Source organism: Halopiger goleimassiliensis (genome assembly GCF_000455345.1).
GTDB lineage: Archaea > Halobacteriota > Halobacteria > Halobacteriales > Natrialbaceae > Halopiger_A > Halopiger_A goleimassiliensis.
The window spans coordinates 762,283-775,791 of sequence record NZ_HG315691.1 but is presented as its reverse complement, the minus strand read 5'-3'; the positions used below and the strand labels follow the sequence as shown (position 1 = coordinate 775,791).

9 protein-coding genes and 1 pseudogene are annotated in these 13,509 nt (G+C 69.5%); 3 read left to right on the top strand and 7 right to left on the bottom strand.

The features are described 5' to 3' along the window. The first annotated feature begins 7 nt into the window (after positions 1-7). Positions 8-341, top strand: a pseudogene (locus TX79_RS20125) (hypothetical protein). Between the two features lie 29 nt (positions 342-370). Here the strand turns inward: TX79_RS20125 and TX79_RS18440 are convergent. Then, positions 371-1,516, bottom strand: coding sequence for a PQQ-binding-like beta-propeller repeat protein (locus tag TX79_RS18440; RefSeq protein WP_049929272.1), 1,146 nt, complete (start codon positions 1,514-1,516; stop codon positions 371-373). Between the two features lie 91 nt (positions 1,517-1,607). Here TX79_RS18440 and TX79_RS18435 point away from each other — a divergent pair, with 91 nt between their 5' ends. Beyond that, on the top strand, positions 1,608-2,024 hold the full coding sequence (locus tag TX79_RS18435) for a universal stress protein (protein WP_049929120.1): 417 nt from the start codon (positions 1,608-1,610) through the stop codon (positions 2,022-2,024). Positions 2,025-2,047: 23 nt separating this feature from the next. Here TX79_RS18435 and TX79_RS18430 read toward each other — a convergent pair whose 3' ends face one another. From TX79_RS18430 to TX79_RS18415, 4 genes are all read right to left on the bottom strand, one after another. Continuing rightward, complete coding sequence (locus tag TX79_RS18430) at positions 2,048-2,545, bottom strand: cupredoxin domain-containing protein (RefSeq protein WP_049929119.1); 498 nt, start codon at positions 2,543-2,545, stop codon at positions 2,048-2,050. Positions 2,546-3,337: 792 nt separating this feature from the next. Next, entirely contained in the window at positions 3,338-4,030 is a 693-nt protein-coding gene (locus TX79_RS18425; RefSeq protein WP_049929118.1) for an alpha/beta hydrolase, read from the bottom strand. Next, on the bottom strand, positions 4,027-4,641 hold the full coding sequence (locus tag TX79_RS18420) for a VOC family protein (RefSeq protein WP_049929117.1): 615 nt from the start codon (positions 4,639-4,641) through the stop codon (positions 4,027-4,029). The genes TX79_RS18425 and TX79_RS18420 overlap by 4 nt, the downstream gene beginning before the upstream one ends. Before the next feature lie 212 nt (positions 4,642-4,853). Continuing rightward, positions 4,854-5,468, bottom strand: coding sequence for an NAD(P)/FAD-dependent oxidoreductase (locus TX79_RS18415; RefSeq protein ID WP_049929116.1), 615 nt, complete (start codon positions 5,466-5,468; stop codon positions 4,854-4,856). Positions 5,469-5,797: 329 nt separating this feature from the next. Between TX79_RS18415 and TX79_RS18410 the strand changes: the two genes are divergently transcribed. Next, complete coding sequence (locus TX79_RS18410; RefSeq protein ID WP_049929115.1) at positions 5,798-6,907, top strand: glutamate-cysteine ligase family protein; 1,110 nt, start codon at positions 5,798-5,800, stop codon at positions 6,905-6,907. A 37-nt stretch (positions 6,908-6,944) separates the two neighbouring features. Here the strand turns inward: TX79_RS18410 and TX79_RS18405 are convergent, their stop codons facing one another. Beyond that, a complete protein-coding gene (locus tag TX79_RS18405) occupies positions 6,945-9,650 on the bottom strand; it encodes a carboxypeptidase regulatory-like domain-containing protein (RefSeq protein WP_049929114.1) in 2,706 nt (901 codons plus the stop codon). Further along, positions 9,647-13,462 carry a thermonuclease family protein gene (locus TX79_RS18400; protein ID WP_230198618.1) on the bottom strand — a complete coding sequence of 1,272 codons (3,816 nt, stop codon included), beginning with the start codon at positions 13,460-13,462 and terminating at the stop codon, positions 9,647-9,649. The genes TX79_RS18405 and TX79_RS18400 overlap by 4 nt, the downstream gene beginning before the upstream one ends. Between the last annotated feature and the right edge of the window lie 47 nt (positions 13,463-13,509).

Here is a 13,509-nt window from a genome sequence, read left to right as displayed (position 1 = left end):
AATACCGATGGACGTGACCGACAGCGACGACGTCGTCCGGGTCTGGCTGGTCGAGCGGACCTACTCCGACGGCGTCCTCGGGAGTGAAACGAGCGAGGGGTCGTGAGAGCGCCGCTCTCACGGTGAGCAGAACCTGATCATCCTCACGTACGCGACGCGGACGGCCGCCGATACGTCCGGAAAGAACGGGCGCTGACCTCATACGGCGACGTTCGCGAGCCGACCGCCGCGCTCGAGGTCGAACCGCACAACCTGGGGATGGTCGACGACGAACGCGAGCGCGAACAGTACGCGAAGCCCGGCGGATGGCAGAGAGCCACGATCCGGACGACGTCATCTGAACGACCGGGGCGCGAGCGACGAACCGTCGCTACGCACCCGGCTGGTCGCCCGGCGTCCACTCGAGACAGTAGAGTCGTTCGTCCTCACTGCCGACGAACAGTCTCGCGTCGCCGACCGCGGGGGTGCTCGTGACGGGGCCGTCGGCGGCGAAGTGCCACCAGTGATCGTAGCGGTCGGCGTCGATGCCGTAGATCGACCCGGTCGTGTCCGCGACGCAGACGACGCCGCCGACGACGACCGGCGTGGCGTGGACCTCGCCATCGAGTGCGAGCCCTTTCTTCGAGAACAGCCAACCGCGGACCTTCCGCCGGCCGAACGTCGTGTCGGTGACGTGGACGTAGCCGTCAGCCGCGCCGACGAACGTCGTCCCGCCCTCGGCGTCACCGTCGGCCGTCGGAATCTCGTCGACGGCCAGGTCCTCGCCCGGCAGGACCGTCACCGAGGAGGTAAACCGGCTCGTCCCGTCGTAGGAGAACCACGACTGCCCGGAGTCGCCGTCGAGCGCGACCATCGTGCCGCTCCCGTCCGCGACGTAGACCCGGCCGTCGACGGCCGTCGGCGCGCCAGCGAGGTCGTCGCCCAGCGGGACGCTCCAGACTTCCTCGCCGTCGGCGGCCTCGAACGCGTGGACAGTCTCGTCGGCCGTCCCGACGAAGACGCGCGGGCCGCTCCAGGACCGGTCGTCACCGACGGCCGGCGGCTCGAGGGCCGCGGCCTCGGTCTCGGCCGTCCACAGCGGATCACCCGTCTCCGGTTCGAGCGCCGTCACGCCGCGTTCGTGGGGGGCGTAGAGCCGTCCATCCGCGAGCGTCGGCGCGCCCCCGAGTTCGCCGGGCAGGGTCCGCTCCCACCGCGGGTCACCGGTCGCGGGATCGACTGCGTGAATCCGCCCGTCCTCGGTACCGAAGTAGAGGAACTCGCGAGTGACGACCGGCGCGGTGTCGGTCGCCTGCGTGGTCTCGACCGTCCATCGTCGCCGGCCCGTCTCGGCCTCGAGCGCGTAGCAGTTGCCCCGCGTCGTGCCGACGTAGACGGTGTCGTGGTCGCAGACGGGCGTTCCGACCGGGCCGACGAGGTCGGCCGTCCAGGCCTCCTCGATCAGCCGCGGCCCCTCCCGGTCGGGCGCGATCCCCGAGTGGGCGGCGTCGCCCTTGTACTGGTTCCAGTCGCTCACGATCACGGGCTACCGAGCGAACCCGTATAATGGACCGGATTCGTTTCCGCGATCGCGGATAGTTATGTGCGCGGGACGCCTACCGGCCAGTATGAGCGTACTCGTCGCCTACGACGGTTCCGCGCCAGCACAGGACGCCGCGACCTACGCCTTCGAGGAGTATCCCGACGAGGAGATCGTCCTGCTGCGCGTCCTCGAGCTGGCCGAGGGCTACACCGGTGCGGGCGTCGAACTCGCCCGCGAGGCGCTGGGCGAGCGCACGGAGGAAGCCGACGAGGAACTGCTCGAGGAAGTCACCGACCTCGCGGGCTCGAGCGAGGCCGCGTTCCGGACCGAGGTCAGGGTCGGCGACCCCGCCCACGAGGTCGTCGAGTTCGCCGGCGAGCACGACGTCGACCACATCGTCGTCGGCAACCACGGCCGGACGGGCGTCTCGCGCGTGCTGCTGGGCAGCGTCGCGGAGAAGATCGTTCGTCGCGCGCCCGTCCCGGTGACGGTCGTCCGATAGGGGCTCGCGGTCGCGAATCGGCCCTACTCCCGCCGGACCTCGACGTCGCCGACCTGTCCCGCCGGCTGGTACTCACAGCGGTAGGTCGCCATCTCGGGCGTCGCCTCGAACGCCAGCGTCTCGGTCCGACCCTCCTCCTCGTTGCCCTCGGTCGCGTAGCCGTCGACGACCTCCCGATCCGCGTCCCAGAACGCGACGTTGTGGTGGATCCCGTCCATGTTCTCCCAGGTGAGTTCGTACTCCCGGCCGTCGAACAGGACCAAGGTCGGGTTCTCCACCCGATCGATCGCCGGCGGCTCGACGCCCACCCAGCCACCGACCCACCCCTCGAACCTGATCTCGGAGACGTCCCGCCACGCGTCGGGATCGGTCTCGCCCTCGAGTGCCTCCGCGACGTCGACCACCGGCTCCTCGACGGACGGATCGTCGTCGTCCCCGCCCAGGCAGCCCGCAACCGGTACGGCGGCGAGGCCGGCGACCCCCGCCAGGAACGAGCGGCGCGAGTCGTCGCTCGAGTTCATGAGCCGACCTACGCGATCGAGCGCCAAAAGCGGTCGTCCGGCGCGTCCGAACAGTGATCCGATCTGATCCGTCGACTCCGCCGTACCGTCAGCGTTCTCGAAGCGATCGGGTTCGGGTGCCTCGTCGGATTACCGCGATAAATTTCGGGTGTGAATTGAGGACTTTTCGATCGAGTCGGTGATGTGATTTTCGCTAGTGCAGCGGGGAACTCGAACGTCGAATCCCTCGAAAGCCCTCGCCGCTGTGGCGGTCGCTCAGCGACATATCCGCGCTTGCGCGGATAGGGGTCGCTGAGACGACCACGTGAAACGCCACAGCGGCTCGCCCTTTCAGTCCACCAGGGACCGCACCCTGCCCTTCCCCGGGTCGCACGCCTCCACGCGGGAGGCGCGGAGGCGTGCTCCCGGCCACCTGGCGCGCTGGCGAACCGTCCGAGCAAAGCGAGGTGCGACCAACGGGAGCACCTCGGAACGCGAACGGCGAACGGAGTGAGCCGTGAGCAGATGCGAAGGACGGTTCGTCGACACGCGAGGGGCGAGTGAGCGAAGCGAACGAGCCGGCTGGGGAGGGAGAGGCTCCGGGTGGGACTGAAAGGGGCCGGCCGTCTCGAGGAAGGCGGACGACGGTAGCACTACAGCGAACGCAGTGAGCGAAGCGCGCAACGAGTCCCCCGACTCGAGACGGCCGGGGGCTTTCAACGTGTGCTCGATCCAGTCGCCGACAACCGTTCCGCTGCCATCACGGTACCATCAATACACACCCGGAATCGAACGGAGAGCCGCCGAGTGACGCTACTCGAGCAGATTTTCGACCATCCCGGAGACGAACTCGAGTTCGTCCTCGTTGACGCCGTGGCCCATCCCCTCGTAGATGCGGGTGGTGACGTCGCCACCGAGCGCCGCGAGCACGTCGGCGGTCTCGTGGACGCGCTCCTCGGGGATGTGGGGGTCGACGTCGCTGCAGCCGAGGAAGACGGGGGTCTCCTCGAGGTCGCCGTCGCCTGCGAGGTAGTCCTCGGGGTCGACCGACTCGCCGATGAGGCCGCCGCTCAGGGCGGCCAACCCGCCGTAGCGTCGCGGATTACGGGCGACGAACTCGCTGGCGAGACAGCCCCCCTGGGAGAAGCCGACGAGGAGGACGCGCTCTGCCGGGATGCCGGCGGCGGTCGCCTCGCCGATGGCGTCGGCGACGGCCCGCAGACCGGACGTGCGCCCGGGTTCGTTCTCCGCGACGGGGGCGAGAAACGAGTTCGGGTACCAGGTGTTGCGCCGGGCCTGCGGGGCGAGCAGGGCGACGCCCTCGCGATGGACCTCCCGGCCCATCTGAATGATGCTACGGGCCGTCGCGCCGCGGCCGTGGGTGAACACGACGGCGGCCTCGGCGTCGCCGAGGTCGGTCCCGGCCGTCACGAGGGGCTGGTCCTGGTGGGGACCGTCGGCGTCGTAGTCGGCGACGGCCGACGCGTCCGGCGAGCCGTCGCTCATTCGAGACCACCGACGCCGGCGTCGGCGTCGGGAAGGTCGTGTTCGACCACCTCGAGGCCAAGCGCCTCGATCGCGCCCCGCAGGTGTTCGTCCTTGGCGTAGTCGGCACCGTCTTCCTCGCGGAGTTCCTGGGCCTTCGCGAGCACCTCGCCGCGGCGGTCGTCGGGGATCTCGTACTTGTCCGTCGAGAGTTCGATCACGAGGCCGTTGTTGTCCCGGGTGTAGATCGAGTGGAAGATGCCTCGGTCGAAGACGTTGTAGCCCTTGCCGGCGTCCTCGAGGGCGCGCATGGTGTCCTCGTACTCGTCGGGGTCGACGCTGAAACAGAGGTGGTGGACGGCACCGACGCCGGCGCGCTGGCCGCGGGCGGAGGGGCGGTCGCCCACGAAGAACGTGAGGATGCGACCATCCCCGGTGTCGAAAAAGAGGTGGGTCTGGGAGGGGTCGTCCAGATTGGGCTGGCGGAGAACCAGCGGCATGCCGAGGAGGTCGCGATAGAACGCGATGGTGTCCTCCGCGTTGCTTCCCCAGACGGTGATGTGGTCGGTTCCGGTCGTGTGGACGGGGCTGTCCGGCAGTTCTGGCGTGACGGGAATGCTGTCGTCTGACATTGGTGATCGTGGGTCGTCGATGGTGAATCGCGTGTCTGCGTCGTGGATCGCGAGGGCGTGCTCGAGGATCGCGGACCGTGGTCGTGGTGGATGTGACGACGGTCGCGTCACGGTTCAGTGTGTTGTGTGTTGGCTTTACACGTATCGTACGGGGATACGACCCCGAGAGCCTTAGGGAACCGGGCTGAATCGAGAAGCCGATCGATCGGGCGTTACTCCGCGACGTGCTCGCCGAAGACGCGCGCGGCGTCGTCCGGGACGTCGAAGTCGTGGTAGTACTCGCCCTTCTCGGTCGAGAGGACGTTCAACGCGGCGGCAGCACCGTCGCCGACGGCGATGGCGGCCTGCCACTCCTCGGGGCGGACCATCGCGCCGGTGGCGTAGACGCCCTCGACGCTGGTCTCCATGTCGACGTCGACGTCGACGACGCCCTCCTCGGTGAACGCACAGCCGAGTTCCTCGGCCAGGTCGCGGTTCGCGCCCGTGGCGAGGATCACGTAGTCAGCCTCGTAACTGTCCGCGTCCGTCTCGACGACGAAGCCGTCGCCGCGTTCCTCCACGCTCGTCACTTCCTCGCCCTGGTGGCGGTCCGCGCCGAGGTCGTCGACCTGCTGGCGCGCCGTCGCCATGAACTCGGTGCCGCCGACCGAGCCGATCCCGAGGTAGTTGAACAGGTGTGCCTTGTGCATCCAGGTCTCGTCCGTGTCGAAGACCGTCGTCTCGAGGCCGTTCTTCGCGGCGAACAGCGCCGCGCTCAGGCCGGCGGGGCCGCCGCCGACGACGATTACCGACGCGCTACGCTCCGTCTCGTCTCCGTTGGCGCTCATGTGCAGTGTCACTTTGTTACCGGACGAGTATGAATGCGGTAGCAACCCCACCCCAACCACGTGACGCCGATGTCAGTAGCGATTCGGGAGCAGGCGGCGACCCTCCTCGGCGTCAGTGCGGGTGGGTGAGAGCCCCTGTCAACCTTGTGACCGGCAGGTGCAGGCTCAACGGCTTCACCCGGACGTTGCCTATCTCCGATCCACAGGACAGGAGCGGTGTCCGGACGCCCCGCTCCCGGAGTGCGATTCCGGGAGTTCGTCCGCGAACCGTGGCCCGGTGACAGCTTCCTCGAGGGCCACCGCGATCCCGGTTCAACGGAGACACATCCATGAACACAAGCCTCGAGGTGGAGTACTGGGTCGTCGACGACGACGGCGACCTGACTGCACCCGACACGCTGCTCGACGTCTCGGAGCAGATCGATCCCGAGTTCGTCGAGCCGATGCTCGAGCTGAAAACGACCCCGTGTGCCTCGATGGACGAACTCCGCGAGGAGTTTCTCGGCCTCCTGGCGGAGGTCGTCGACGCGGCCCGCGACCAGGACAAGCGGCTCGTCCCGCTGGCGACGCCGCTGCGGGCCACGCCGGCGGAGATCCCCTACCGCGACAAGCGCGGCACCGACCTCCAGCGCCGGATCGTCGGCCCGACGTTCGACGACGCGCGGGTGTGTGCCGGCACGCACCTCCACCTCGAGCAGTCGAACGTCGTCGACCAGCTGAACACGCTGACGGCGATCGACCCCGCCTTCGCGCTGGTCAACAGCGCCTCGCACTACCGCGGCGAGCCGATTCTCGAGTGTGCCCGCCCCTACCTCTACCGGCGCTCGTGTTACGATACCTGCCCCGAACAGGGCCAGCTGTGGCCCTACGTCGACAGCGTCGCCGAGTGGGAGGCCCGCCTCGAGTCGGCCTACGACTGCTTCCGCGAACGCGCGAGAGAGCGCGGCGTCGACCTCGAGACGTTCGACGACGAGTTCGACCCCTACGACGCCGTCTGGACCCCCGTTCGCCTCCGGACGGCGATGCCCACCGTCGAGTGGCGCTCGCCCGATACGGCGCTGCCGGGCCAGGTGCTCCAGCTGGCCGAGGACGTGCGATCGACGGTCATGCGCGCGGACGCCAACGGTACGAGCGTTGGCGGGCCGACGGTCGCCGCCGACGGCGGCACGGCACCCACCCCCGACGGCCGCGGCGGGCCGGTCTCGCTCCCGCCGTTCGAGACCGTCGAGCACGTCACCGACGCCGCGATCCACGACGGCCTCGAGAGCCCCCGGGTCCGCCGGTACCTCCGGCGGCTGGGCTTCTCGCCGTCGGCTTACCGGCCCTACGCCGATCGACTCCCCGACGGACGGCTGTCGAAGCGCCACGCGAAACAGTGTCGACTCCAGGCCGCCGACCGACTCGAGGCCGACCTCGGGACTCGTCGGGCAAGAGTCTGAAAACGAAAGCCGCAGTCGGCAACGGGCCGGCGCGCGATCAGCCCGGGAGAGCGGCCCACGGCGGGCCGTTGCCGTTCCCGGGAGCATTACCGTTTTCGTTCCCAGGGCCGTCGCCGTTCCCGGGACCGTTGGACGCACCGTCAGGCGTCTCCTCGATCAGGATTTCTCCGTCGACGAGTCGCGACGGCGCGTCGAGTTCCGCCGTAACCTCCGTAGCGACCAGATCGCCGGCCACGGTGACGCCGCCGACCAGCCGGACCGTCTCGACCGTCGACAGCGAGACCGTCCCGTCGACGGTCACGCCGCCGCGAACCTCGAACGTGCCCGTTTCGTCCGCGACGGTGACGCTATCGACGCTCGAGCCGCCACGGAGGTCGATTCGGTCCACCGTCTCGAGGGCCACGTCGCCGATCGATCCGGAGCCGACGACTTCGAGGGAACCGATCGCGTCGACCTCGAGCGAGCCCTCGATGGCCGCGTTGCCCCGGACAGCGACCGTCTCGACCGACTCGGCGGTGACGTCGCCACCGACGGAACCGCTGCCGAGCAGTCGCACGTCACCCTCGACAGCGCCGCCGACGAGTATCCGGTCGACCGACGACGCGCCGCGGACGATCACGTCGCCCGCGACGTCGCCCGCGATCAGGAGGTCGCCGTCGATCTCGGTCGCGCCGCCGAGCACGACGTCGCCCTCGACGTCGCCGTGGACGACCACGTCGCCGTCGACGTCCTCGCTCCAGTAGTGCAGTTCCGGGACGTCCTCGCCGCGGTCCTCGGGGACGTCTCCGTCGTCGCTCTCCGCGTAGGTGAACTCGACGGTCGTCGTCTCGTCGGCCGCGACCGCGAGGTCGACTGCCGCGGTCTCGCCGTGGGAGAGCGTCTCGGCGACGACCGCGTACTCGCCGGGCGCGACGCCCTCGAGCAGGAACTCGCCGTCGGCCTCGAGCTGGACCGTCTCGTCCGCCTCGAAGCCGTCGGCGGCGAACGTCACCCACGTTCCCTCGGGGAGGGGCTCGCCCTCGGCGTCGGTGACGGTGCCCGCGATCGCACCGGTCTCGGGATCGGTCACGACGAACTCCGTTTGCTCGCCGGCCGTCGCGTCGACCGTGACGGGGTCGCTCGAGGCGTACCCCTGGACCGTGACGGCGACCTCGTACGCCCCGGCCGGCACGCGATCGAGGGCGAACGCGCCGTCGGCGTCGGTCTCGACGATCGAGACGCCCGTCTCGGGGCCGTCGTACTCCACGACGACGGTCGTCTCCGCGAGCGGGTCACCGTCGGGCGTCGACACCGTGCCCGCGATCGTTCCGCTCGTCGGCGCGTCGGCGTAGGTCAGTTCCGTCGCCGCCGTCCCGCCGGCGGGAACCGACACCGTCCGCGCGTCGGTCTCGCCGTGCGCGACGGTCGTCGCCGTCAGGTCGTACGTTCCGGGCTCGATCCCCTCGAGCAGGACGGTGCCGTCGGTCCCGACCTGTCCGGTTCGAACCGGACCGAACGCGCCGTCGCCGTCGACGGCCACCCACGTTCCCTCGGGGAGCGGGTCGCCGTCCGCGTCGGTTACGAGTGCGTCGATCGCGCCGGTGGTCGGCGTCTCGAGCGTGATCGACGCCTCGGTTTCGCCCGCGACCGCGACGGTGTCGGTCGCCGTGCCCTTCTCCTGGGCCGTGACGGTAACCTCGTAAGTCCCCGCCTCGGACACGTCGACGGTCGCGACGCCGTCGGCGTCGGTCGTCGTGAGCGCGACGGTCTCGCTCGGCCCCTCGAGTTCGACGGCGACGGGCGTCTCCGCGAGCGGTTCGCCGTCGGCGTCGGTGATCGTCAGGGCGAGGGCGTCGTCGGTCTCGCCCACTGCGAACGTGGCCTCGGCGGTGACGGTGTCGTCCCCGTCGAGGACGAGCACGGCCGCGTGCTCGCCCGCCGGCGGGTTCTCGAGGCCGTCGACCGTGACCGTCACCGGGCCGTCGACGTCCGTGTCGTACCAGCCGCTCAGGTCGAACGTCGCCTGCGAGCCCGCGTAGGTATCGCTGTTGACGTCGATGGTCGTCGGTTCGTCCTCGCCTGCGCGCGTGATCCCGACGGTGACGTCGCCGTCCTCGAGGCCGTCGAACCGCGTGCCGTCGGGGTAGTCGACGGTGATGGTATCGACCTCGCCCTCGTACGCGATGTCCTCGAGGGTCCAGGAGTGGACCGTCGGCGCGCCGGCCGCGTCGGACTCGAGGGCCAGCGCGGCGTCGGCGTAGTCGGGCGCAGTTGCCGACTCCGTGCTCGAGAAGGCGGCGTCGACGGCGACCGTGTCGTCGCCGACGAACGTGAGCGTCGCCTCGCCGTCGCCGGCCGGCGGGTTCTCGATCCCGTCGATCTCGACGACGACGGGGCCGTCGATATCCGTGTTGTAGTTCCCGCTGAGGTCGAACGTCGCCGCCGACCCGGCGTAGGCGTCGCTGTTGACGCTGATCTCGGTCGGCTCGCTCTCGCCTTCTCTCGTGAGTTCGACCGTCACGTCGCCGTCGTCGAGACCGTCGAGGCTCGTTCCGACGGGGTAGTCGACGGCGATCGCGTCCACCTCGCCGTCGAAGTCGACGTCGTCGACCGACCAGGTGTGGGTCGTCTCCGCGCCGGCGTCGTCGCTCTCGAGCGACAGCGCCGTGCCCTCGGCGAGTCCGAACGCGGCGGGAGCGAACGCCAGCGTCGCGACGAGCAGCAGCGCCGCGGTCGCGACTCCGAGCGTGACCCGACGCCTCATGAGACGATCACCTGCAGGCCCTCGGACCACGCCTCGATGGCCGCCTCGAGCGTCTCGCGGTCGATGCGGCCGGCCGACCAGTCCTCGACGGCCCCGTCGACCGCCTCACGGCTGACGGTGCCGTCGTCGTCGGCGATCAGCCGGAGGTACGCCCGCTGGTCCGGGTCGAGGTCCCCGAACGGGCCGTCGCCGACCGGCGAGAACAGCGGGAACGACCGGTCGAACCGGCTCGTCACCGGCAGGTCCGGCTCGTCGGCGAGGTTGTCCTCGGGGTCGACGACCCGGTCGTCGTTGAGTCGCAGGTCGGAGCCGAGGCCGGCGGCGACGGCGTCCAGGTTGTCGCGGTGTGCGGGGTCGGCCGCGGCCGATCCGACGAGGATCACCGCGCCGCCGGCGTCGCGGTACTCGCGCAAGGCGGCGAGTTCGGCGTCGGTGTAGGGCCGTCCCGGTGCGGTGACGAAGAGGACGGTCGGGTCGTCCTCCTCGGGGAGCGTCTGCACGACGTCGTTGAGCTGGCGGAAGCGATAGCCGACGCCCTCGAGGTAGCGGAGGTAGTACTGGGTGCGCTCGAGCGAGAGCGATCCCGGGACGTCGAACTGCGCGTGGCCGCCCTCGACGAGGAAGTCGCCGTCGTTGGCCGAGAGGTAGCGCGCGAGGTTCGTGACCAGCGGGAAGTTGCCGTAGCCGCTCGTGTCGACCGGGAACTCCTCCCCGGATTCGTAGGCCTCGTTGAACAGCAGGCCGCCGATCATCGCAACGCGGTGCTCGCGGTCGACGCCGATCAGGGGAACGTCGTCGTAGGCGTCGACGGCGCGATCACCGAGCGGTTCCTGTTGGGCCGACGGGCCGGCGACGACGGGCGCTCGGTCGTCGGCGAGCGGGCCGCTGGCAGTCGTCACGCTCGAGGCGCGGGGCACGAAGACGTCCTCGACGGAATCGTTCCGGCGTTCCGGAACCGCGTCGAAGTCGGCGGCAGACCAGACGCCCCGTCCCTCGGCGAGGGCGGCTTCCTCGGCGGCCGCGAACTCGTCGTGGCGAGCGAAGCCCGAGGAGTAGACGCGGGCGTAGCCCTCCTCGACCATCTCGAGGTTGTACTCGACCGAGAACGAGCCCGTATCGGGGTCGGCGTCGAAGTCGTCGGGGTCGTAGGACATGTAGCCGAGCAGTCGGCCGTAGTTGCCCCGGATCGGTTCGACGTCGTCGAACGTGAGTGCGATCCGCCGGCCCTCGACGTCGGTGTCGCCCGTCTCGGTTCCCTCGGGAGTCAGCCGCTCGAGGGCGAACTCGCTCGCCTTCGTCCCCCAGGTGTCGAGGTGGTCGCGGTCCTCGATGCCGAACCACTCGTAGATTTCGTTGGCGTCCTCGCCCGTCTCGGCCGTGTCGACCCCGAGGTGGCGGACCACCTCGCGGTAGTCGTACTCGGTGTCGAACTCGACCTCGACGGTGTCGCCGTCGAAGACGCGCACGACGCGACCGTAGTAGGTCTCGTCGGGGTCGAACTCGATGCCGATGGAGGCCTCGCGCTCGTCGAAGTAATCGAACGCGGGGTTGAAGTTCGTCGTCGTGACGTCGAACTCCCCGTCGCCGTCGTTGACCTGGTCCGAGTTGAACCGGAAGGAGAGGTCGAGCGCGTCCGCGATGGCGTTCAGGTTCTCCGTCTCGTCGAAGCCGTAGTCGGTGTTGCCCTGCCCGCCGAAGTCCGACTCGTCGAAGAGGAAGAGGGCACCGCCATCGGCGACGAACGACTGCAGTGCCTCGAGTTCTGCGTCCGAGAACGACTCGGATGGTGACGTAACGACCAGCCCGTCCGCGGCCTCGAGTCCCGTCGTCTCCAGCCCGTCGAAGAGGTCGAACGCCTCGTTGAAGTTCGAGGTCGTGGGGACGAAGGCCGCGCCGTCGTTGTGTTGCTGGTCCTCGACCTGGTCGGCGTTGAACCGGAACGCGAGGTCGAGTTCCTCGGCGATGGCGTTGAGGTTCGCCGTCTCCTCGTTGGTGAACTCCGACTCGTCGAAGAGGAAGAGGGCACCGCCGTCGGCGACGTGACTCGAGAGCGCCGCCAGTTCCGCGTCGGTGTAGGCCTCGGCGGGCGAGGGAATGGCGACGACGTCCGCCTCGTCGATGGGCGCGTCGCCGTCCCCGCCGCCGAAGAAGTCGAACGAGTCGTTGAAATTCGACGTTCGAAGCACGAACGGAGCCCAGTCGCTGTGTTCCTCGTCGACGACCTGGTCCGAGTTGAACCGGAAGGGGGCCTCGAGCGCCGCGGCGACGTCGTTCAGCGTCTCGGTCGCGTGGCCCCCGTAATCCGCCTCGTCGTGGAGGAAGACGACGCCACCGTCGGCGACGAACGACGCGAGTGCCTCGAGTTCGGCCGCCGTGAACGGCTCGTCCGGCGTCGTGATCATCACGAGGTCGGCGGCCCCGAGGTCGGCCGCGAGGTCGTCGGTCGCGGTCACGTCGAAGCCACGCTCCTCGGCGGCGGCCGCGAGGTCGCTATAGTCCGCGAGCGCCAGTTCCTGGCCGTGGCTCTCGTCGTAGTAGACGGTTCCCGTGCCGCCGAGGCGATCGATCCAGGCCTCGACCAGGAACTCGCGGTTGGCGTCGACGTCGCTCTCGTCGGTCGCCAGCGCCGCGCCGACGCCGACGACCTGCTCCGTCGCGGCGACCAGCGGGACGTCCGCGTCGACGCCGTCGTAGCTGACGTAGCCGTCGCCCGCCTCGTCGACGTTCTCCGCGGTCGATTCGGCCCACACCGCGACCAGCGAGTCGTCGGTCAGCGCCTCGCCGTCCGCGTCGAGCAGGCTGGCCGTCGAGAAGAACTCGAGTTCCGCGACGCCGGCGTCGCCGCCGAGGAGGTCGCCGACGGCCTCGAAACTGTAGCCGGCGCTCTCGACGCTGCTCGCGAACGCGCCGAACGTCGAGGAGTCGTAGTAGGTGTCGTGAGCGTCGTCCCAGAGGATCGTCCCCTCCTCGCCGACGGTGTCGGCGAGTAACTCGTGGACGAACGACTCGTTGGCACCGGTGAAATCACCGTCCTCGAGCAGTTCCGGCGTTCCGAAGCCGACGACGGCCCCGTCGCGGGAGACGAGCGGAATCGCCTCGTCGTCGCCGTAGTCGTAGGTCGCCTCGTCGCCCGCCTCGTCGACGGTTTCGGCGGTGGGTTCGGCCCACACCAGCACGTGTTCGGGGTCGGAAAGCGGGCCGCCGCCCGGTGCGACCTGGCTCGCCGTCGAGGGCAACACCAGCGTCGAGCCGCCCAGAAGGTCCGTCGTCGCAGTCAGGTCGTAGCCCGCGTCCGCGGCGTACTGGCTGAACGAGTGGTAGTGCTCGAGGGCCAGTTCGTGGAACTGGTCGTGGCCCTCGTCCCAGAGGACGGTCCCCTCGCCGCCCAGCTTGGCGTCGAAGAGGTTGAGCATGAACTGCTCGTTGTCGACGTCGAACCCGCCCTGGTCGTCGCTGAGGAAATCGACCGTCCCGATGCCGACCACGTTGCCGTCCTCGGAGACCAGCGGGATGTCGGCGTCCTCGTAGACGACCGTCTCCGGCCCGTCATCGGTCGTCTCGAAGTTGTACGCGGTCGGCTCCGCCCAGACGACGACCGTCTCCTCGTCGGTCAGTTCGCTCTCGCCGTCGGGAGCGATCTGGCTCGCCGCGGAGTAAAAGGATAGCGCCTCGAGCTCCGTCTCGGGCGCTGACTCCCCCGCTGCGGTCCGAAGACCGGCGCTGGCGAGTGCCGTTCCGAGTGCCGTCCCACCCACCGCCATGAAACCGCGGCGGCTGAACAGGGACCGATTACGATCGGGATTCGTTCCCATAATTCGACCCGTTAGTTCTCGCAGTTAAAGGTACGTATTTCTAGTAT